This is a genomic window from Acinetobacter sp. D009 (genome assembly GCF_038562025.1).
Taxonomy (GTDB): domain Bacteria; phylum Pseudomonadota; class Gammaproteobacteria; order Pseudomonadales; family Moraxellaceae; genus Acinetobacter; species Acinetobacter pittii.
Genome location: NZ_CP151886.1, coordinates 2,488,343 through 2,508,360, shown reverse-complemented (window position 1 = coordinate 2,508,360; position 20,018 = coordinate 2,488,343). Strand labels below are relative to the sequence as shown.

Below are 20,018 nucleotides of genomic sequence, written 5' to 3'. Positions count from 1 at the left end.
AGCAATATGGTTTGCGTAACTTCAAACAAATACTGAAATATGTCGAATCAGAGTATGAATTGCCTACGTCAGTCATCGTCTCGCGCAAAAGTATGCTGAATATAAATAGAGGAGTCATTCATGGGTACGCGTTCAACCATTATGGATACCAATAGCTTTCGTCCAGAACATGCTGCTGAGCTGGATCATGCTACCCGAAAACTGACAGATAAAAGAAATAAAATTTTAGGTGAATCCTATCGCTTGTTTTATCGTAATCCCGTGCATCTGGTGAAAGGTCAGGGTCAATATTTATGGGATGCAACAGGCCATCAATATCTGGATGTTTATAACAATGTTGCCAGTATTGGTCATTGTCATCCTGCGGTGATTGAAGCAGTAAATGAACAAATGAAAATGCTCAACACGCATACCCGTTATTTACATGAAAATATTTTGGATTATACCGAAGAACTCTTACAAACCACTCCTGATGAAATTGACCGTGCCATGTATATGTGTACAGGTTCGGAAGCGAATGATTTAGCGATTCGTATTGCCCGTGAATATAGCGGCGGTACAGGAATTATTGTGTCTCAAGAAGCCTATCATGGAACCAGTAGCTTAACCTCAGGATGCTCTCCAGCACTGGGAACTGAACAACCTTTAGATGCTACAACTCGTCTAGTTCCAGCACCTGATTATTATCGGATTCAAACTGATGATTTAGGTGAATGGTTCGCACAGCAGATCCAACAACAAATTGATGATATGAATGCAAAAGGCATCAAGTTTGCAGGTTTTTTAGCGGACTCAATATTTTCTTCTGATGGGGTCATGCCTAATCCTGTTGGGTTCTTACAAAAAGCGGTTGATGTCGTGCATGCCAATGGCGGAATCTTTATTGCTGATGAAGTACAACCGGGGTTCGCGCGCACTGGCGATTCTTTCTGGGGCTTTGGCCGCCACAATGTTGTGCCCGATGTCATTACAACAGGTAAACCAATGGGGAACGGAGTTCCTGTGTCAGGGCTTTTAGCCAAGAGTGAAGTCCTTGCTGCTTTTAGCGATAAAATTCCATATTTTAATACTTTTGGTGGTAATCCTGTTTCTATGGCAGCCGCTCAGGCTGTACTTAAAGTGATTCAGGAAGAAGAATTGCAAACCCATAGCAAATATGTGGGAGGACTACTTCTAAAAGAACTCACTAAACTTATGGACAAACATGAAGTGGTTGGCGACGTACGTGGCGCTGGTTTATTTATAGGGTTTGAACTGGTTAAAGACAGAACCACTAAAGAGCCGAATAAAGCATTAGCTTTGAACCTTATTGAAGAGCTCAGAAATACTCATCGAGTTTTAACCTCAGTTGCAGGTCCTTATGGCAACGTATTGAAACTGCGCCCACCTTTGGCTTTCCAAACAAAAGATATTGATTGGTTAGTCGGTGCTTTAGATCAAGCCTTAACAAAATTAAAGTAAGACCTTCTATAAAAAATACCCTTCAAGTTGGATGTTAAATCTAATTTGAAGGGTATTTTATTGTTCATATCTTATGTGTCGTTAGAAGTTATCTCGATTTGCTTAAATAATAAAAAGGCCTTTATTCAAGGCCTGTATTTGGAATGTTTTAGTGTCTTAATTGACGTGGCGTAACACCAAACCAACGTTTAAATGCACGAGATAAAGCACTTACTTCTGAGTAACCTAATAAGAATGCCATTTCTGAAATTGGAATATTTTTCTGTTTAATATAATGTTCGGCCAACTCACAACGGACCTGATCGACTAAATGGGTAAAGGTCAATCCTTCATTTTTTAAACGGCGGGTAAGGGTGCAACTCGTTAAACCAATATCATGAGCGATTTTTTCAAGATTTGGTTCACCTTCACTGAGTTCAAGTTGGATGTGAGAGCGAACTTGATCAGCAAGACATTGACTTGGTGAAGCGCGATTGAGTAGGTGCAACGTATCTAGAATCACTGTTAATAAAATAGAATCGCGGCCCGGCATAGTATGCTGGACGTCTTTTTTTGAAATGATGATGGAGTTAAATGGCTGATCAAAATAAACAGGCGCGTTAAATAATTTGCTATGTTCTTGCCAGAATTCAGGTCGAGTATGCTCAAAGTGAATGGCGCGTGGTGAATAATGAGGGCCCATCACTTCACGGATCACATTCATAAACATGCCCATAGTCAGTTCAGCATCTTGGCGACGAGTTAAAATCGCGCCGTGTTGGACTTGATAATCTATGCGCCAGCTATCTCCTAAATCGACCATTCGATTGAGAGTATCTTTCTGATGCAAATAAAAGTTATTGGTCATGTTCATGAGTGCAGACTCTAATGTGTTTGAGCAAAGACCGATGTAACCAATAAGCCCTAATGATTTCGGTTGAAACTGTTGACCATAATGCAGACCAAAATTATCACAACCTGAAACCAATGCCGCCTGTTCTAACACCTTGCAATAATTGGGTAGTTGTAAGCTCAAAGTTGGACTGATGAGAAGTTCAGGATTAATACCACTAATTCCTAAAACACGATCAACATCTGCACCTTTTTGATGAATAAACTCGCTTAATCCAGAGGCGGCTGCAGACAATACACCTTGATTACACATATTTGAATCGACAAGATGAGCTGGATTGAGATGTAACATGTCAAGTCTCATGATATTTATTCCTAACTATTATTATATTAAGCAAAAGCCATACCAGTTTTTGCTTACGTCCATGATTTTTTGTGGTTAAAACTATTTATAAAATAATGGCTTATGTGTTGCTGTTTTAAGTTTCAGATTTGACTCTTTAAGAAGACATCAATCATTGTATTTAAGGTTGGGTAGCGAACTAAAAGAAGGCAGAAAATGCGTTAGAGATAGGCAAAAAGGGCAGAACTAAAACAAGAAATTAAGCGGCTTCTCATGCATACAACATCTATTGTAGGCATGAGAAAATAAGTGAAATATTAATTTTTTGTAGTTTTTGCCGTTTGTGCGCCATAACTTAAACTAGCCATTGAGGGTCTAAATTGACCTGTGTTGGCATCGCGGCCCTGTAGTAAAAACTTAGTATTGGCTTGACCATAGCCCTGCGCAGCCTGCTGAGAAAACTTTCCAATATCAGAACTTGGGCTGCGCAATCGGTTGATAATCAGAACCTTCTGAGTCGCCGCAAAATCTTGCATCATATTTTGATCGCCTTCACTGTCACCTGCGATAAAAATTGGTCCGTAACCATATTTAGAGACTAAAAAACGCTGGATGGTTGCAGTTTTGCCTTTACCTTGAGTTTGCGCATAGCCATGACGAAACTCGGGTAAAATTCGATTTTGTGCATCTCGTTCTAACTCCATGGCGTAGGCATTTTTTTCATTAATGTTATAGCCGATCTCTGGATTAGAAATAATTTCCTTAATCACATCAATAAAAGATGCCGAACAGACATAGACATCAATGCCATTGTCCTGAAAGGTCTTAAATAGATTTTGCATTTCTCGGTATGGTCTTAAACCATTTTCCCAAGTGGTTTTCACAACACCTGCTTGGCCCGAAAGTGCTGAGGGAGAGGTCCATGTCACGGGTCCAATCGGTTGCTGCATTTGCCAAGCCACCGTTGCTTTCACCAAATTACGGACTTGTTGTTCAGTAAGCCCAGTAAATAAATAAGTGACCCACGGATATGCAACTTCATGGTCAAACGTGTCTCCAATCGCCGCATATAGATATCTCATTTTAGTAATGAAATCGAGATAATGCGGATCTTGTTTAATTTGATCGAGACTTTGTTTGCCTTTTAGACCGCTATAGTGGTGATAAAGCCATGTGTAGCTGGCAATAATATCTGGGGCAATTTTATCAATATTGACGGCTTGGCCTTGCTGGTTATTGTAAGCCGCTTCAAAATTTTGCGAGCTAATCCCTTTACGAATAATCTGATTTAGCTGCTCTGGCGTGACATTAAAGGCTAAGTGTTCAAGTTGATAAATTAACGTTGCTTCTTCGATGTCTAAAAATACCGAGGTATTGTCAAAGTCAGTGACAATATATGGACGTTTTTCAGGATTATAGTTTGGACTATCTTTTCCATAGGTAGCAATTAATTGGTTAAGTTGGTCAAAGTTAAAAGCGTCCCATTGACCTTTTTGGATATATTCCTTTTTGGGAATAGCGACTGCGGGAGATGTGCTTTGTAGAGGGTTATAGTTACATGCGCTTAGAGCAATCATACTTACCAGACTACTGGTGAGTAATAGTGCTTTGGCAACTTTGCTCAGTTGATGGGTAGCTTGCATAAACCCTTCCTTTAAATTCTATAAAATTTAAAAACTAAAAATTGAAAATGAAGAAAAGCGATCTAAATCACTTTTCAAATTCCGACAGGCATTTGTCCGTTTAGATATTTTTTACAGAGTCGTACAGTTTCATTGGACCATTGGTCTCCAAGACTTTGAGCCATTTCTATTTGTGCGTGAGAACCATTCCAAGCCATCATTTGAATGCGGCGTTGCATGATAAAAGTCGGGATCATTTCATATTCTTCAGACTGAATATGACCTACGCGCTCGTAGCCTTTTAACCAGTAATCAACCCAATGAGGCGCATTTGCATAATGTTCATTGAAGCTAATCGCAGCGGCGAGATCATGCATAAACCAGCTCATTCCGCAGTCATCAAAATCGATCACACCAATACGTTCTTGTTGTAGTAATAAATTGGTTAAACGCAAATCGGCATGAATTAGGCCATAACGTTCTTGGGTTTTACCAAAGAAATTTAAATCTTTCGAAATTTGTGCAATGGCTTCTTCAATCACGCTGTGATCTTGTGGTCTTAAATGAGGTGCATTTTTCCAGTTTCCCCAGTGTCCATCCGCACCGATCATGGTTTCATGATTCCAGACAATACGTTGAAAGTTTTTAGGCGCTTGCCATGTCTTACTATGGACGTGCAACTTTGCGGTAATTTGTCCTAGTTGCTCAAATGCAGTGGGGTCAACTTCAACCGTCGGCATATCGCCCTCAACCCAGTTGAAAAGGACTGCATAACGATAAATATCATTCGATAGTTTTAAAGTGATGACGCGCTCACCTGATTGATCTGCAATCGCAACAGGAACTTGAATACCACTCGCATTTAAAGCATCTAACCATTCAAGCTCACTTTGTATATCGAGTTTGCTGTGGTAGTTGGGACGGTGAATTCGAAGTGCATATCGGGTAGAGCCAGTTGAAATCTGAAAGGTTGCATTTTCAGACTGACACAGCAGTTTGACCTGTCCTTGATATTCCGAGGGATATTGCTTAATTGCTTGTTCTGCCAGTATTTGTAATTGAACTTGGCTTAAAAATTCATTTTGTTCTACAGACATAACCCAACTCCTCAATTTAATTTTTAAACACGTTCTGTGTTGAGATGCCGTCGATCTTATAAAAGAAAAAATGAATCAACTTGACTTCAAGTGGTCGGGGAGATGTTTTGCTGTCAAGTTTTATGAATATCTTTTGCGCAACTATTGGTGGTGTAAATTTGGTCGATAAGGCAATACGACAATGAAAGAGTCTGAATTAAGCGTAGATGTTGGTGCTCTACAACAGGACGCAGAGTATTTTGCAAAACGTCAGTTAAAAAAGGGGGCAGTAGGTTGGTTACTTTTAGTGGGGCTGGGTGTTTCTTACGTCATTTCGGGTGACTTTGCGGGTTGGAATTTTGGGCTGGCACAAGGCGGCTGGGGAGGACTCTTTATTGCAACAGTCATCGTTGCGTTTATGTATCTCTGCATGAGCTTTGTGATGTCTGAGATGTCAACGATGTTACCTACTGCTGGCGGTGGCTATAGTTTTGCCCGCGTTGCATTTGGTCCTTTTGGAGGCTACCTCACAGGGACTGCGATTTTAATTGAATATGCAATTGCACCTGCTGCGATTGCCGTATTTATCGGTTCATATTGCGAATCACTCTTTGGAATTGGCGGCTGGGCTGTTTATCTAATTTGTTATTTAGTTTTTATGGGTATTCATCTGAAAGGTGCAGGTGAAGCACTTAAAATCATGTTTGGAATTACCGCCGTTGCTTGTATTGCACTGGTCGTATTTATTGTTGCGATGCTTCCACATTTTGACAGTGCGCGTTTATTTGATATTCCAGTCAGCACTCATGCAGGTGCGAGTAGCTTTTTACCGTTTGGCTATATGGGAATATGGGCCGCAGTACCTTATGCCATCTGGTTCTTTCTTGCAGTTGAAGGGGTGCCACTGGCTGCCGAAGAAGCAAAAGATCCAGTACGTTCGTTGCCACGAGGTTTGATTGGTTCAATGTTAATATTGGCATCATTTGCACTTTTAATCTTATTTTTGGGAGCAGGTGCAGCGGGTTCAAATGCTTTAAAAAATTCAGGGGCACCTTTGGTTGACGCACTCATTGCGGTATATGGTCAGCACACATGGTTGGCAAGCTTTGTTAACTTTGTAGGTCTTGCTGGTCTGGTCGCAAGTTTTTTCTCAATTATTTATGCATATTCACGTCAGATTTTTGCATTGTCACGTGCGGGATATTTGCCAAAAAACTTATCACTTACCAATGAAAATAAAGCGCCATATTGGGCCATTATCATTCCGGGCATTATTGGCTTTTTACTCTCTTTAACAGGTGAGGGTGATTTACTCATTTTAATGGCAGTATTCGGTGCAACAATTTCTTATGTATTGATGATGCTTTCACATATCAAATTACGTTTGTCTCGCCCTGAATTACCACGCCCGTATAAAACGCCTGGTGGAATGTGGACGTCTTGTATTGCCTTGATTCTTGCTGCTGTTGCTGTAGTTGCAGGTTTAATGGTCAATCCAAAAGTTTGGTTATTGGCCGCGCTGATTTATGTCGGATTTATACTCTATTACTTGTTATATAGCCGTCATCATTTGGTGAAAGGTACGCCTGAGCAAGAGTTCGCCATGATTGATGACTAATTTTAAATGGGTTAAAAATAAAGAGGCTTCGGCCTCTTTTTTAAGCTTTATATTTCTGTACAAAAGAATATAAAAACAGCAAGTAATACTTACTCAAGTATCATTTTAATCTGATTGATATTTATACAATATAGTTACCAGATCACACGGATATGAACTCATGAAATTTCTAAAATTTCTAACTTTTAGCACCATTCTTACCTTATCCGCACATAGTTATGCGACAGTGGGCGGTGGACAAAAAATTGAAGTATTGGGCTATCAGCAAAAAGAGAAGAAACTTTATGTATTAAGACATTACGAAGATGGTCGAGGACGTCTACCACAACTCTATTATTATCTATTAAATAGTAAATCGCCTGATAAACTTATCGAAGTTAAATCTCTCTATATCAATCCAAAAACACATAAGATTGATTATGATCAAGATAGTAGAGCATTTGATAAAGCTCTAAATAAAATTAAAAAGAATTTAACCCCATTAGTCGTAAGTAATAGTAAGACCTTAAAAATTCAAACATTAAAAACTCATCAGAATCAAGTATCGTCTTGGTTTGATCCTTCAGGAAAGATCACGCAATATAAAACAGAATATGTTGTAAAATCGCCGTCTTTACAAAGTAAAACCCATGTTGCGGTTCATTACACCAAAGCTATAAAAATTTCCCAAAATTATAGTGTGCCTAAACACAATAAGAGGTTGGTTGTCGTTAAATATCTGGGGGTTCCAGAAGAAACAGGTTACGATATTGAAGACCCTGTTTTACTACTTCCTGTGAAAAAATAAGTTTAAGAGCAAATTATTTTCTTGGTTCAAAGCGGCAGCAGTAGGGCATCACTATCTAGATGTTTACAACAATATTGCCGGCATTGGTCATTGTCATTTTGCGGTCATTGAAGCGGTAAATAAGCACAAGGAAATATTCACTTGTTACTTAGATTGATTCATTCAAGGTCGAGTTGGTCGTCATCTTTGGTGACTTTAATTTTTAACTTCTTATACTTCCGTTTATTGGGGTCAATTGCAGAATTTATAACTTCATCTGAAAAAGCTGAACATAACATCAATTTTGCATATGCTCGGTAACCTATCAAAATTCTACGTAGTGGGTAGTCTGTTCTTGTAGAGTAATAGTCGATTCTGGAGTTCAGTTCTTGTAGCAGAGTCTGCTGTGACATTAGAATAATTTCTGTAAGAGGTGTATGCAGCATATAGTGATTTATCTACTGTAAGAAGAATTATTTTGAAAATGTTATAAATTTTAGATAAAACAACATTTATATTACATATCAAAGCATTTTAGATATGCAAAATATATATTTATTCTCTTTGAATTTAAGGAGATATGCTGCAAACATAAATTTTTTATGACACTGTAAAGATAATAGTAACAACTCTTTTTAAAGCCACAGTGCACTATGTGTTATAGTCAATTTCGATTAATTATTGGCATTAAAATGGATATCTGTATTGGCGGTATACTTGATGGGAAAAAAAGAAAAGACGATCAAAATCATTTCAGAGTAGATAGTCATTATTCTGATCATGGATCCGAATATAATAAAGAGCATTTTCATCTACATGGGCAGCTTCATACATTTTGGATAAGTGAAGAGATTGATTTTTGTGATGCACAAAGAAGAGTTGAATTAATATTAAATAAAAGATTAGAACTTGTTTAAATTAAAAATAAATATATGTATTAGCGTTTTTTAGATTCAATGTGGAAAATGAATAAAACGTTTTAATTAATATGATGTTAAACAAAAGCTCTATTTAATATAGAGCTTTTGAGCTATCAATTATTTTATTCTTTTTTTTCTTCATTATTATTTTCTTTAGGATTATTTTCTTCTTCAGGCGATTGTACAGGTTTTTCAGTTTTATCCTCATTAGGTTGAGCATTAGAATCATTTTGGTTTTGTGTGGTTTTTTTTGAAAATTCTTTGAAATCAGACATTTTAAACTTCTTAATAATAGTAAGGAAGCTTCATCGTAGGCCTTTAATTCGCTTACATTGCGGTGATTATGAGAACTCTATGTAGAGATATGTGCCTGAAAGTGCTTAATTCTCGACATAATGTTTCTTTGAACCAAATAGACTGTTGATATATAAGTGGAAGCAAATTTTAATCAAATACAAGAGTTAACATATAGCTAGAGAGCTATTGTTTTCAATGGTTTTTTGATAATTATAATTTATTTAAATATATTATTTTGATTTCTTAATTGTAGGAAATATTTTTAATTAAAGTGGGGGATTCGATCTGTAAATATATTTATACAACATAAAGATACAGTTTTACATGCATACTCAATCAAATTAATTAAAAAATGAGGGAAATATGGATGATGAAATGAAAAAATATTTTGATGTGGCTGAAAGTGTTTACAATAATATTCACTTTAAAAATCAGTCCTCTAAGGATTTAATTGACTGTCTGAATAGACTGTTAATTGAAATTAAAAAAGAAGCAGCTATAAACAATTTACAATTAAAATATCCTGTTATTGATTTTGAAAGTTGTTTAAATAGGCCAATGAAAGAGCGTATTGTTAAAATTGATTTAAGCCTTCTCCCTAATTTTGATAATGAACATGAATTTATTCTTTGGTTGGCGGGATTTGTAAAAAGTATTTCTGTATCTAGGAGTTATTATTTTTAAATAACGGTACGAAAATAAATATTTTTTAAATGTGTTGTATAAATATTTATTTGGCGTATACTCGATTTAACTAGAAAAAAAGACTTATTAGTAAATCCTCTTTTAGTATCGTAGTTTTATTCATAATCCTTCGTTTTTTTAAGATCTTAAACTCAATTCGTTATTATTTTTTCAAAGTTTAATGAGTCATAAAATGTGACTTTATATTATTAAAAATCAAAGGATATATTATGTCTAATACAGCAATCGGTACAGTGAAATGGTTTAATGAAACTAAAGGTTTTGGTTTTATTCAACAAGATACAGGCCCAGACGTTTTTGCACATTTTAAAGAAATTAGTAGTTCAGGGTTTAAAACCTTATATGAAGGTCAACGTGTTAGTTTTAATATAGCTCAAGGACAAAAAGGTCTTACAGCTACTAATATTATTGCCCAATAATATTTTAAAAATAAAAAAAGCATCTTAGGTGCTTTTTTTGTTTTTAGTATATTAATCATAAAGATAATTTTAAATAAATTAAAAATATAAATTAAAAATATAAATTATTGTAATGATAAACAACAATATCATATTCAGATACACTTGCGTTGTATCTATATAAAGGTAAAAGGACTATGTTAACTAAGTGCTAGATAATCATCTACACAACATTAAATAGGAGAGACTCTAATGTCTCAACAAAACCAAGTTAAAAGCGATCAAGACAAATCAAAAGAGCAACAACAGCAACAGCAAGACGGTAAAGAGTTTGAGCCTAAAAGTCCTGATCAGAATGCTGTAGAAAAAGTTGATCAAAATGATAAAATTGAGAAAAAATAATAATATAATAAATTTGTTTTTTCTTAAATGATGGGTTGGTAGAAAGAATAATGATTCTTTTTGCCAATTTATAAAATTAAGAGGAATGTTTTTAATATGTCTTTTATTATAATAATTTTAATTTTGTTTGTTTTTGCTTATATTTTATTTAAGGTTTTTTCTACAGTTAAACTGGAGCTCCCCGAAAGTACTCTAAAAATAGCTGGAAAAATATTTACAGAGAATAAGAACTTTTTCGAACATGAAATAATTGTAACTTTATACCAAGAAGAATTGATAACTTTAGTCGGCAATCAAAATAGTGATAGAAATAATGTCTTTAAAAATGCTGTAATATGCCTTGAAAAAGAAACAAATAAAATTGCAGTGTATATAGATACTTTAAGAGTTGGATATCTTAATAAAATAAATTCTTCCAGTTTTGTTAATTTTTTAAAAACAAAAGGTTTTAGTGAGCGAGATGCTTTTGAAGTTGATGCCGTTATAATGAGTGAAAAAATAAACCAATGGAGTGTGAAATTAGACATACCATACGATATGGAAAAGTTTAGGTTTGATAAATATTAAATTTACGATAACTATTTAATTGATATTTCTATAAGATATATTTTGGTACATTTTTTTTAGTATTGAAAATAAAAAGAGATCATAATAATTATATTGATAATAAAAAGGAGAAAAGATATGGAACTTAGAGCCGTAAAAATGCATAAAATGTTTAGAGATTTTCATGAAGAAAAGGAACTTGGCTATGTAGGGGAATATGATGAAAAACATAACCTTATAGCGATATATGATATTTTTAAAGAAAAGATGCAGAAAATAGAAGGAACTTATCAATGGGTTTTACCCTCATCGGGTGAGGTGTTTTTTGTTGAGGAAGATCCGCTATATAGTCGTTAGTGAATTTTGCCTCCTATTTTAAGCAGGGAAAGGCCTGTTTATAAACCCCAATTTAACAATAACTTATTCATTATTTAGCCTTACTTTTTTAATGATCTATTTTAAAACAAATGTTATTTTGTGTGCTTGACTGCAATAAATGTGAAGCTTATCCTTTGCCTGCTGGCCACATTGCCAGCCGGCTTTGACAGGCTGAATGAAAGATCGCATCAGAGTTATTCCGTCTGAGGGATACTCTTATGTGTAAACTCCTAGTCTCCTCCCGTAGCGGTAGGACGGGAGAGGGACACCTTCGGGTGTGCTGGTTATATCTTTCACCAGTCTGTCAACCCTCTTTCGTTCTGCCACCATAAATTTAATGTCTGGCAGAACTCTAAATAAAAAGGAGTTGGCTTTGCACATCCATTATTTATTGGCTCTCAATGCCAAAAGCTATAACGACACAGCTTAAACGTTTAAAGCAGTTTGATCGCCCTAAGGTTTTCAAGCTTTAAATCGTCACGACCAAAAAACTTACTCAACAATAAAACTTGAGATGTGCCAAGCACAGTCTTTATAGGCTTTGCTGTGCCTTTTTTCTCCCAGAAAAGGCAAAGGTTTTTTATCTCATTTATATACAACAAGAATTTTTATAACGGTAAAACTATGCCAAAGTTAGTTCTCTCAACACGTGCTATTCAAGTTATTAATACGTCGATTGATTTATTTCAGCATCACGGCTTTCATACGGTTGGGGTCGACAGAATTGTTAAAGAGTCAAAAATTACCAAAGCGACTTTTTATAACTTCTTTCATTCAAAAGAGCGGTTTATTGAAATCTGCCTGATCGTACAAAAAGAACGTCTAAAAGAAAAAGTGGTTTCAATTGTTGAATACGACCAAGGTTCAAACGTGAAGGAAAAACTTAAGAAACTTTATTTCTTACATACCGATTTAGAGGGACTGTACTATTTATTGTTTAAAGCCATGTTTGAAACAAAACTGACCCATCCAAAAGCCTATCAAACCGCGTTGAGATATAGAACGTGGCTCATTAATGAAATCTATAGTCAGCTTAGAGCATTCAAGAAAGATGCGACTTTTCAAGACGCTAAGCTATTTCTATATATGATTGAAGGCATAATTATTCAGCTTTTAAGTTCAGATGGGGCAGTCGATCGGGAAAAGGTGTTGGATTGTTTTCTCATCTCTATGATCAATCATCATTAGTTAACGAGCTCGCTTTTAAAAAGATCACCTCTTCGGACTCTTTCGGTCAATGTGGGAGCTTCTAGATTCTTCGTTACCATGCTTTATTTATCTCCATTCAAATGTTAATAAGATTAATACTAACCCCGAGGTACGTACCTTATATGATCGGGAAATAAATATTATATTAAGGCTTATCTCTATTGGATCCAGAACTTTCGGGATTTTATTTACTGAGCTAATTTTGAACGTGATTCCATCAATGTAAGTAAGTCTCTTTTGACATGATCAAACTCTTTTTTAGGGATGCAGCCATACAATTTACACAGGATGAAGAATGAATAATTTGAATTTTAAAACTCTAAAGAAGTATTGGCTGCGATTCGTGGGTATTGCTGTAATCGCGGGCTCCTTAGTATTGGCATTTGCTTGGGTCGCCGGTCTATTTGGACATCGCACCACAAGCAAAACTTTTTTGGGCGACTCATTAAATAACTTTGATCCCGGATATCGACGTGCACACGGTAAGGGTATTTGTTTTGATGGCACTTACCACAGTAATGGTGCGGCGGCGGCACTCTCTAAAGCCACTGTATTTGCCAAGTCTGATATACCAGCGATTGGCCGATTCTCTATTGGAAGTGGTAACCCGCATGCGGCAGATAATTCGACAGCAACAGTAAGTATGGCTTTATTACTTTCCGCAGCTGATCATTCACAATGGCGCATGAAATTAAACAACTTTCCCTATTTCCCTACACGAAATGCCGAAGGTTTTTTGGCGCAGCAAAAAGCATTTAAACCAGTTCCAGCTACTGGCAAACCTGATCCAGCCCTAGTTGATGCTTTCTTAAAAGAATATCCAGAAGCACGTAAGTCTATTGAGCAAAAGGCGAAGATGCCATTAACCGGTAGTTTCAGTGGCGCAGAATTTTATGTCGTAAATGCTTTTATATTGCGGGCTGCCAATGGACAAGAACAGCCAGTCCGTTGGTCTATGCGTCCTCATTCAAAATTTATTAGCCTGACGAAAGAACAACGTGATCAAGCTGGCCATGATTTTTTATTTAAAGACATCAAAAAACGTTTAGCTGAAGGGCCGCTATATTGGGATTTAGTTTTGCAACTTGCCGAGCCGGGAGACCCAGTGAATGACCCGTCTCAACCTTGGCCAAAAGAACGCAAAGAAGTGATAGCAGGAACATTGGAAGTCAAAAATGTAACTGAACAGGTAAATGGCGTTTGCCGTGACATTAATTTTGATCCAACACTAGTTCCACCGGGAATTGAGTTATCAGATGATCCGGTACTCGCCGCACGAGCAGGCATCTATTCACAATCTTACAATGCTCGCTTACGTGAAATTGGATTTGGCAAAGCAACGGATGCCGTGGGCAAATAGGAGAGATCAGCCATGCAAAACAAATCTAAAAATAATGCTCCACGTCATTTTAATTTGACTGCTCGAATTCTACATTGGCTTATGGCGGTAGCGATTTTGGCCATGCTATTTATTGGTGTTGGAATGACAACCTCAATCACTTGGCGTCCGTGGTTAATCGATATCCATCGTCCTTTAGGAATCGCAATCTTATTATTGGTCATCATTAGATTAATAAATCGACTCTATTTTCCAATTCCACCTTTGCCGCCGACTGTACCGCGCTGGCAGGCATTTATGGCCCATGCATCACATTGGCTGCTTTATCTTTTGATGTTTAGTTTGCCATTGCTCGGATGGGCTACGCTATCGGCAGGTAATTGGCCTGTAACTTTATTTCCGGGTTGGGACCTTCCACCTATAGCACCCACCAACTCTACGCTTTATGCTTGGTTCCGTACTCTACACGGAATTTTGGCTTGGCTACTATTTGCTGTGGTTATTGGTCATCTGTCTGCTGCGTTATTACATGCATGGATTTATCGCGATGGCGTATTCTCAAGTATGGCTTTGGGCTCTTCTAAACCATCAAGTAATGGATCTTCTGCTGAAAAGAAGAATGCTGATTGAGGGGAGTGATTTAGCTCTTAAGCTCAGATCAGACGGATGAGAGGGAAAAGATTTTCGATTGTTTTTTAAATCATCTGTTTGAATCTAAAAATAATTTAATTAATAGAATGTTTGGTTTGCTTGTTTTTTGTTAGATGAGCAGACCATAGACCCCGTGCAATAAGCTGAGATCATTACTCCGATAGAATCAAATCATCCGATCTAACTTTTTGTTTATATTATGAAAAAATAATATTTTGACTTTGTTGGCATATTATTGCTATTTTATTTTACGTAAATCGTAAATTGATTACGTATTGCATAATTAAAATGAATTAATTTAAAGCATGTCATGGAGAAGGGAATACCATGAAAGAAGTTGCATTAAGTGATTTGATCAATCAGCAGAAAGTTGGACGTTATCAAAAATTTATTCTGATCACCTGTTTATTACTCATGATTATGGATGGCTATGACATCCAGTCTATGGCTTACGCAGCCCCAATGATTATAGAAGAATGGGGCGTTCAAAAATCCATGCTAGGGATTGTGTTTAGCGCCAGCTTGTTTGGTTTGTTTGTCGGATCATTTTTATTAAGTTCACTCTCTGATCGGTTTGGCCGCCGTCCCATCTTACTGATCTCGACCTTTATGTTCTCGGTATTGATGCTGGTGACACCACATGTAGGCAATATTGAGCAATTAACTGTAATCCGCTTTGTTACAGGAATTTTTTTAGGAGGTATCATGCCAAATGTTATGGCTTATAGCTCCGAAATTGTTCCATTCAAATCTCGTATTTTCACCATGATGGTCATTTCTTGTGGCTATACGGTAGGGGCAATGTTAGGGGGCGGTATATCCGCCTTATTAGTTCCTTGGGGAGGTTGGCAGGCGATTTTCTATTTTGGCGGTATTGTTCCTTTAATTATTTTCTTTATCACATACTTTAAGCTGCCAGAATCTTTATATTTTTTGAGTGAAGATAATAAAAATAATCCTAAGATTTTGTTTTGGTTAAAGAAGTTTTATCCCGCATTAACATTTAATTCAGAAATAAAAATCATCAATAACACTGAAGTTGAGGTTAAAAAGTCGCCGCTTGAGTTGTTTAAAAATCAGCGTGCGTTTTTTACCTATTCCATCTGGATCATCAGTATTTTAAATATGATCAGTCTATATTTTCTGGCAAACTGGTTACCGACTTTGGCCAAAGAGTCAGGACTTTCATTAAATCAGGCATTGTTGATCGGTTCCACTCTACAATTAGGCGGTACGATTGGTAGTGTTGTGATGGGCCTTAAAATCGATAAGACAGGATTTTATAAAGTATTAATTCCTGTTTTTTTGGTTGCTGTGATGAGTGTTGCTTTAATTGGCTATGCTGTTAGCCATATCGTTTTATTGTTTATTATCATTTTTATTGCTGGTTTTGCCATTGTTGGTGGGCAACCTGCCATTAATGCATTGTCTGCTAGTTATTACCCAGTTTCACTTCGTACTACAGGGGTGGGCTGGAGTATCGGAATTGCCCGTTTGGGTTCGGTCATTGGGCCACTATTTGGAGGCTACCTTTCCCAATTTCTGGTCATTACCCATTTATTCGTGATTGCTGCAATACCTTCGCTACTCGTCATTATCATGCTAATGATTCAAGCTAAGTACCGATCATAAAAACTATTACATGCATCATGCACATATTGATTGTAATTATGATCGGTGAGTAGCTACAAAGAGTTGGTTACTGCTAGTTCATGAGCTATTTAACTCGATACCACGTTTGATTTCGACCAATTGCAGAGATACCAATATATCCACGCGCGGTAAGTTTTTCGCCATCTGGGGATACTGTTAAGCTAAAGCGATAGGTCTTATCTGACTGTGGGTCAAGGATAGATCCCTTGTCATATTTATTTTGACCGACACTTTTTAAATTTTTGACGATGGTTAAGCCAATCAAAGATTTGTTTTTGTAGGTACCTTCACACATCGTACATTTGTTAGCCTCACTTGGAACAAGTATTTTTTCGATGTTTGCAGAGAGGTTGCCATTTTTATCTTGGTTAAATCTTACCAGCGCCCTAGGCTGATTGGTTGCATCATCAATGGTTTTCCAAACACTGCCATGTAATTTGTCCGATGCAAATGAATGAACCGAATAAAAGCTGAATAAAATTAATAATAAATATTTTTTCATATCAATGGTTTCTCGAATTAAAAATAAATGGTTTTAAAGGCCAGAATTATTCATTTTAAATTTAACTTCACAATTTCTTAGTATTGAATCTATAAGCTAAACAATATGTAAAGTTATAATCTATTTGTTTGGATATTATTTTGATCGGTTTTTTTATGCAATTGCGAGAATGGACAGAATGATTACGCAAGATTTAAAAGCAGATTATAAATTACTGATAATTTTTAGAAGTAGTGGGGTGATTAAACTGCATACAATTTGATAAATAATGACAAAATTTACGCTTAGGAGAAATAAAAAACATCCACTACTTTTTAAATTAGTTAGATTGCGTGTAACTCATCACAAATTATAAAAATAATATGCAAATCATGTGATTAGTATAGATTGACACTGTGCAATATTAAGTCTTATAACTAAAGAATCCTGAAAGCTGTTTCTTTAATAGGAACAGAAAAAACACAATATAAAGATGAATAGACATTAGAACAAAAAGTTAAGGAGAAGACATGAAAGTCATTAGACATGCCTTATTTTCTCTGATGGGAATGCTGACAATAAATAGTGCAGATGCTGGAAATGCATCTACATCGTTAAGGGTCAGTTTAACCATTCTAGAAACTTGTGAAGTTTCCACACAAGGAAACCTAGATTTTGGTTCGGTTGAACGTGCTCAGCCAGTTCCTACTGCAAGAACTGATGTAACTGTGCAATGCAGCAAAAATACACCCTATCAACTGGCTGTAACCTCAGACAATAACTTTGAACTTAAATCTACTGCCAGCCCAGCATCTGTTGCATATGTACTGTATCAAGATGCGGGCCACACTCAAATTTGGGGAGGGGCGGCAGATAAAGTTCGTTCACGAATTGCGACAGGGATGAAAGAAAATATTCCGATTCACGGGGCGATCATATCAAGCACCAATGTTCAAGCAACCAAGTACGAAGATTGGGTTCGTGTGAATGTTATATATTAATTGTGGAAACCAAAATAATTATAAATATCAAAAACTAATTTATAAGAAACCTGTTTTTAGGGGTGAGTAGAGTATTTTAAAAAGCTACACCAAATTATGGTGTAGCCAGCTGCTTTGATAGAACTAAGCACCACGCATTAGTGCTGCTACTGCTTTTTCCAAAAATTGTAGGGTCACTGGTTTGAGCCAAGTACCGTCAGCAAGGCTTGGTTCATTTTGCATTGCTGTACGGATTTTTTCTTGAGTACTTGGGTTTTTGCCAGCATAGCCTTGTAGCATAGAGAGCCATTGTTGTGCCAAATGCTTTGCTCCATCACTATCTGGTGTGACCTCGGCATCAATCAATTTTTCAATATCGACCAATAATTGAGGCCATTTTTTCATCTCACGAATGTAATTTTCTTTTAAAAAAGTAAACTCATCGTCAGATAAATAACGGGCAAAAATACTCAGCTTACTCTCAGAAAAAGCTTTAAGTAAAAACTCAACAACTTGTGGCGTTACGCCTAATTTTTCCTGAAATTCAGGTTCGGCTGAGTTTATAGCATTTAGTTTAACTAACCATTCTGGGTTAGCTCGCGTATTGTGCTCAAGGGTTTTCATCCACTTTCGAGCCAAGTCTTGAGCGGCTTCGCTATTAGATGGTTCGCCAGCATTAAATAGTGCATTTGCTGCTTGAGTTAACCCTTGCCATTCTTGGTGGCTTTTAGTGCCTGCTTGTAAGAAAGTCAGTTTTTCAAGCTCTTCTTTTGTAAAGTATTTTTCAAACATCGCTATAAGCTCCAGTGTTTTTAGCCAATCCTCCAAACCAAGCTCTTCACCACTTATGATCTGAGATTTAAGTTTGCTGAGCTGATTTAGCAATTTCTTTTGCTCTGTCAGCCTTTGATCAATTGCTTGAATCTGCTGATCAATAATCGGTAAAAGTGCAAGATTGGGGTCTTCAAGAACCGTATGGATTTCGGCTAACGACATTCCCAGTCCTCGTAATGCTTGAATCTGATGCAAACGAGTAATGTCTTTACGGGTGTATAGTCGATAACCAGCATCGGAACGGACCGAAGGCTGAAGTAAACCGATATCGTCATAGTGATGAAGAGCACGGACAGTAAGTCCTGTTTGCTTAGCCAATTCACCAACTTTTAACAGCATCTTTTAGCTCCTTCTTCCTTAGGCGTGTTTTATGCTAGGGGCTTACGTTACGTGAGGGTCAACTACTTTAAATCATATTTTTTCATTATTTTTGCTTTAGTAAATATTCGAATTTATCTCTTTATTTCAATAATTACCTGAGTTTCATTGCAAGATCTTAAAAAAGGTCTTTTAAAGTGAGTTGGTTTAATAATTCCTAATGAGCTCGTCTATCCAGTCAGAAAACACCCGTACTGCTGGTGAAAGAAAACGCTGATGTGGATAAAGTAAAGTCACGGCAACAGGGGGTGGACACCAGTCTTGTAATACTGCGATTAGTCGTTTTTCTTTTAAGTGATCTATCACAAGTCTTTCTGCAAGTTGAGCGAGGCCATATCCTTCAAGGCACATTTTGATATAAAGCTCAGTTTCATTAACGGCAACAGTACCATTCATTTGTACGGTTTTTTTCTCTTCATTTCGTACAAAGCGCATTTCACCAGCGTGTCTGTTGCTCCCTGAAAAATAATGAATAGCTCGGTGATGTTCCAAATCATTGGGAGTTTGTGGAAATCCATTTTCTTTTAAATATGCAGCTGAAGCGCATGTGACCCAGCGGAACTCACCAAGAGGGCGAGCTACCAGCGTGGAGTTCTCTAAATTTCCCATGCGGATTACACAGTCCACGCCTTCCTTAATCAGGTCTACTTGTCTATCGCTGACACCTATCATGAGATAAATATCAGGGTAACGCTGTTGAAACTCTTGCAGATTGGGCATGATGACCGAATGAGCAATGCCCGCAGGCATATCAACTCGTAATCGGCCCTGTGGCTGTTTGATGGCGTTAGTCAGGTTGGATTCGGTGTGTTCAATGAGGTCGATTATTTCTCGGCACTGGATGAGATATTCTGCTCCCTCTGGAGTCAGGCTAACCCGTCTCGTTGTCCTATTTAACAGGCGTACCTGTAAATACTTTTCAAGATTTTTAACTGTGCTGGTGACTGTTGAAGCGGGTAGTGAAAGTGCTTCTGCCGCGTGGATAAAGCTCCCAACTTCTGCCACCCGAACAAAAATCTGCATTGCCTGAATACGATCCAATCTCATACTTTTGTCCCAATACTATACTCACACTCTTAGATTATTCGTTTTTACTGAATAATCAAAACAGTTTAACCAGCTTTTTCAGC

At 36.9% G+C, this 20,018-nt stretch carries 22 protein-coding genes; 13 read left to right on the top strand and 9 right to left on the bottom strand.

Going from position 1 to position 20,018, the window contains the following annotated elements; translation table 11 throughout:
• Positions 1 to 120: 120 nt before the first annotated feature.
• Entirely contained in the window at positions 121 to 1,461 is a 1,341-nt protein-coding gene (locus tag AAC388_RS11910) for an aspartate aminotransferase family protein (RefSeq protein WP_342370676.1), read from the top strand.
• A 148-nt stretch (positions 1,462 to 1,609) separates the two neighbouring features.
• Here AAC388_RS11910 and AAC388_RS11905 read toward each other — a convergent pair whose 3' ends face one another.
• The 3 genes from AAC388_RS11905 to AAC388_RS11895 form a co-directional block, all read right to left on the bottom strand.
• Positions 1,610 to 2,644 carry an AraC family transcriptional regulator gene (locus AAC388_RS11905; RefSeq protein WP_031944595.1) on the bottom strand — a complete coding sequence of 345 codons (1,035 nt, stop codon included), beginning with the start codon at positions 2,642 to 2,644 and terminating at the stop codon, positions 1,610 to 1,612.
• Positions 2,645 to 2,952: 308 nt separating this feature from the next.
• Positions 2,953 to 4,278: a haloacid dehalogenase-like hydrolase gene (locus AAC388_RS11900; RefSeq protein ID WP_342370675.1), complete on the bottom strand. Its 1,326-nt coding sequence runs from the start codon at positions 4,276 to 4,278 to the stop codon at positions 2,953 to 2,955.
• A gap of 74 nt (positions 4,279 to 4,352) precedes the next feature.
• A complete protein-coding gene (locus tag AAC388_RS11895) occupies positions 4,353 to 5,354 on the bottom strand; it encodes a phosphotransferase (RefSeq protein ID WP_342370674.1) in 1,002 nt (333 codons plus the stop codon).
• 181 nt (positions 5,355 to 5,535) lie between these two features.
• Between AAC388_RS11895 and eat the strand changes: the two genes are divergently transcribed.
• Both eat and AAC388_RS11885 read left to right on the top strand, forming a co-directional pair.
• On the top strand, positions 5,536 to 6,951 hold the full coding sequence (gene eat / locus AAC388_RS11890; protein ID WP_086400063.1) for an ethanolamine permease: 1,416 nt from the start codon (positions 5,536 to 5,538) through the stop codon (positions 6,949 to 6,951).
• A 160-nt stretch (positions 6,952 to 7,111) separates the two neighbouring features.
• Positions 7,112 to 7,738 carry a hypothetical protein gene (locus AAC388_RS11885; protein ID WP_032038395.1) on the top strand — a complete coding sequence of 209 codons (627 nt, stop codon included), beginning with the start codon at positions 7,112 to 7,114 and terminating at the stop codon, positions 7,736 to 7,738.
• Between the two features lie 158 nt (positions 7,739 to 7,896).
• On the opposite strand, the gene AAC388_RS11880 is transcribed toward AAC388_RS11885, so the two are convergent.
• The 3 genes from AAC388_RS11880 to AAC388_RS11870 all read right to left on the bottom strand — a co-directional run bounded on the left by AAC388_RS11880 (position 7,897) and on the right by AAC388_RS11870 (position 8,912).
• Positions 7,897 to 8,130 carry a hypothetical protein gene (locus AAC388_RS11880; protein WP_024436173.1) on the bottom strand — a complete coding sequence of 78 codons (234 nt, stop codon included), beginning with the start codon at positions 8,128 to 8,130 and terminating at the stop codon, positions 7,897 to 7,899.
• A 340-nt stretch (positions 8,131 to 8,470) separates the two neighbouring features.
• Complete coding sequence (locus AAC388_RS11875) at positions 8,471 to 8,587, bottom strand: hypothetical protein (protein WP_119026689.1); 117 nt, start codon at positions 8,585 to 8,587, stop codon at positions 8,471 to 8,473.
• A gap of 172 nt (positions 8,588 to 8,759) precedes the next feature.
• Positions 8,760 to 8,912 carry a hypothetical protein gene (locus AAC388_RS11870; protein WP_081405284.1) on the bottom strand — a complete coding sequence of 51 codons (153 nt, stop codon included), beginning with the start codon at positions 8,910 to 8,912 and terminating at the stop codon, positions 8,760 to 8,762.
• Positions 8,913 to 9,297: 385 nt separating this feature from the next.
• Between AAC388_RS11870 and AAC388_RS11865 the strand changes: the two genes are divergently transcribed.
• The 9 genes from AAC388_RS11865 to AAC388_RS11825 all read left to right on the top strand — a co-directional run bounded on the left by AAC388_RS11865 (position 9,298) and on the right by AAC388_RS11825 (position 16,194).
• The gene (locus tag AAC388_RS11865) at positions 9,298 to 9,618 is read left to right on the top strand and encodes a hypothetical protein (RefSeq protein ID WP_032038393.1); all 321 of its coding nucleotides are present in this window, start codon (positions 9,298 to 9,300) and stop codon (positions 9,616 to 9,618) included.
• A gap of 230 nt (positions 9,619 to 9,848) precedes the next feature.
• Entirely contained in the window at positions 9,849 to 10,058 is a 210-nt protein-coding gene (locus AAC388_RS11860) for a cold-shock protein (protein WP_014206275.1), read from the top strand.
• 231 nt (positions 10,059 to 10,289) lie between these two features.
• Complete coding sequence (locus AAC388_RS11855; RefSeq protein WP_081405283.1) at positions 10,290 to 10,439, top strand: hypothetical protein; 150 nt, start codon at positions 10,290 to 10,292, stop codon at positions 10,437 to 10,439.
• A gap of 96 nt (positions 10,440 to 10,535) precedes the next feature.
• Positions 10,536 to 11,006: a hypothetical protein gene (locus AAC388_RS11850; protein ID WP_032038391.1), complete on the top strand. Its 471-nt coding sequence runs from the start codon at positions 10,536 to 10,538 to the stop codon at positions 11,004 to 11,006.
• A gap of 147 nt (positions 11,007 to 11,153) precedes the next feature.
• Positions 11,154 to 11,342, top strand: coding sequence for a hypothetical protein (locus AAC388_RS11845; RefSeq protein ID WP_081309099.1), 189 nt, complete (start codon positions 11,154 to 11,156; stop codon positions 11,340 to 11,342).
• A 645-nt stretch (positions 11,343 to 11,987) separates the two neighbouring features.
• The gene (locus AAC388_RS11840) at positions 11,988 to 12,551 is read left to right on the top strand and encodes a TetR/AcrR family transcriptional regulator (RefSeq protein ID WP_060465928.1); all 564 of its coding nucleotides are present in this window, start codon (positions 11,988 to 11,990) and stop codon (positions 12,549 to 12,551) included.
• 316 nt (positions 12,552 to 12,867) lie between these two features.
• A complete protein-coding gene (locus AAC388_RS11835) occupies positions 12,868 to 13,932 on the top strand; it encodes a catalase family peroxidase (protein WP_342370673.1) in 1,065 nt (354 codons plus the stop codon).
• A gap of 12 nt (positions 13,933 to 13,944) precedes the next feature.
• Positions 13,945 to 14,541 (top strand): cytochrome b/b6 domain-containing protein, encoded by a 597-nt coding sequence (locus AAC388_RS11830; RefSeq protein ID WP_342370672.1) that lies wholly within the window; start codon positions 13,945 to 13,947, stop codon positions 14,539 to 14,541.
• A gap of 348 nt (positions 14,542 to 14,889) precedes the next feature.
• Complete coding sequence (locus tag AAC388_RS11825) at positions 14,890 to 16,194, top strand: MFS transporter (protein ID WP_342370671.1); 1,305 nt, start codon at positions 14,890 to 14,892, stop codon at positions 16,192 to 16,194.
• Positions 16,195 to 16,279: 85 nt separating this feature from the next.
• Here AAC388_RS11825 and AAC388_RS11820 read toward each other — a convergent pair whose 3' ends face one another.
• The gene (locus tag AAC388_RS11820; protein ID WP_032038369.1) at positions 16,280 to 16,717 is read right to left on the bottom strand and encodes a DUF2147 domain-containing protein; all 438 of its coding nucleotides are present in this window, start codon (positions 16,715 to 16,717) and stop codon (positions 16,280 to 16,282) included.
• 509 nt (positions 16,718 to 17,226) lie between these two features.
• Here AAC388_RS11820 and AAC388_RS11815 point away from each other — a divergent pair.
• Entirely contained in the window at positions 17,227 to 17,697 is a 471-nt protein-coding gene (locus tag AAC388_RS11815; protein ID WP_336025674.1) for a spore coat U domain-containing protein, read from the top strand.
• Positions 17,698 to 17,820: 123 nt separating this feature from the next.
• Here AAC388_RS11815 and AAC388_RS11810 read toward each other — a convergent pair whose 3' ends face one another.
• A complete protein-coding gene (locus tag AAC388_RS11810; protein WP_342370670.1) occupies positions 17,821 to 18,849 on the bottom strand; it encodes a MerR family transcriptional regulator in 1,029 nt (342 codons plus the stop codon).
• A 186-nt stretch (positions 18,850 to 19,035) separates the two neighbouring features.
• Positions 19,036 to 19,935, bottom strand: coding sequence for a LysR family transcriptional regulator (locus AAC388_RS11805; RefSeq protein WP_342370669.1), 900 nt, complete (start codon positions 19,933 to 19,935; stop codon positions 19,036 to 19,038).
• Positions 19,936 to 20,018: the final 83 nt, after the last annotated feature.

Bases quoted from the DNA above. Each gene is read 5' to 3' on its own strand.
- AAC388_RS11865 (WP_032038393.1), top strand. From the start codon at position 9,298: ATGGATGATGAAATGAAAAAATATTTTGATGTGGCTGAAAGTGTTTAC.
- AAC388_RS11880 (WP_024436173.1), bottom strand. From the start codon at position 8,130: ATGTCACAGCAGACTCTGCTACAAGAACTGAACTCCAGAATCGACTAT.
- AAC388_RS11810 (WP_342370670.1), bottom strand. From the start codon at position 18,849: ATGCTGTTAAAAGTTGGTGAATTGGCTAAGCAAACAGGACTTACTGTC.
- AAC388_RS11815 (WP_336025674.1), top strand. From the start codon at position 17,227: ATGAAAGTCATTAGACATGCCTTATTTTCTCTGATGGGAATGCTGACA.
- AAC388_RS11825 (WP_342370671.1), top strand. From the start codon at position 14,890: ATGAAAGAAGTTGCATTAAGTGATTTGATCAATCAGCAGAAAGTTGGA.
- AAC388_RS11850 (WP_032038391.1), top strand. From the start codon at position 10,536: ATGTCTTTTATTATAATAATTTTAATTTTGTTTGTTTTTGCTTATATT.
- AAC388_RS11870 (WP_081405284.1), bottom strand. From the start codon at position 8,912: ATGTCTGATTTCAAAGAATTTTCAAAAAAAACCACACAAAACCAAAAT.
- eat (WP_086400063.1), top strand. From the start codon at position 5,536: ATGAAAGAGTCTGAATTAAGCGTAGATGTTGGTGCTCTACAACAGGAC.
- AAC388_RS11835 (WP_342370673.1), top strand. From the start codon at position 12,868: ATGAATAATTTGAATTTTAAAACTCTAAAGAAGTATTGGCTGCGATTC.
- AAC388_RS11860 (WP_014206275.1), top strand. From the start codon at position 9,849: ATGTCTAATACAGCAATCGGTACAGTGAAATGGTTTAATGAAACTAAA.
- AAC388_RS11820 (WP_032038369.1), bottom strand. From the start codon at position 16,717: ATGAAAAAATATTTATTATTAATTTTATTCAGCTTTTATTCGGTTCAT.
- AAC388_RS11885 (WP_032038395.1), top strand. From the start codon at position 7,112: ATGAAATTTCTAAAATTTCTAACTTTTAGCACCATTCTTACCTTATCC.
- AAC388_RS11855 (WP_081405283.1), top strand. From the start codon at position 10,290: ATGTCTCAACAAAACCAAGTTAAAAGCGATCAAGACAAATCAAAAGAG.
- AAC388_RS11830 (WP_342370672.1), top strand. From the start codon at position 13,945: ATGCAAAACAAATCTAAAAATAATGCTCCACGTCATTTTAATTTGACT.
- AAC388_RS11805 (WP_342370669.1), bottom strand. From the start codon at position 19,935: ATGAGATTGGATCGTATTCAGGCAATGCAGATTTTTGTTCGGGTGGCA.
- AAC388_RS11845 (WP_081309099.1), top strand. From the start codon at position 11,154: ATGTTTAGAGATTTTCATGAAGAAAAGGAACTTGGCTATGTAGGGGAA.
- AAC388_RS11900 (WP_342370675.1), bottom strand. From the start codon at position 4,278: ATGCAAGCTACCCATCAACTGAGCAAAGTTGCCAAAGCACTATTACTC.
- AAC388_RS11840 (WP_060465928.1), top strand. From the start codon at position 11,988: ATGCCAAAGTTAGTTCTCTCAACACGTGCTATTCAAGTTATTAATACG.
- AAC388_RS11895 (WP_342370674.1), bottom strand. From the start codon at position 5,354: ATGTCTGTAGAACAAAATGAATTTTTAAGCCAAGTTCAATTACAAATA.
- AAC388_RS11910 (WP_342370676.1), top strand. From the start codon at position 121: ATGGGTACGCGTTCAACCATTATGGATACCAATAGCTTTCGTCCAGAA.
- AAC388_RS11905 (WP_031944595.1), bottom strand. From the start codon at position 2,644: ATGTTACATCTCAATCCAGCTCATCTTGTCGATTCAAATATGTGTAAT.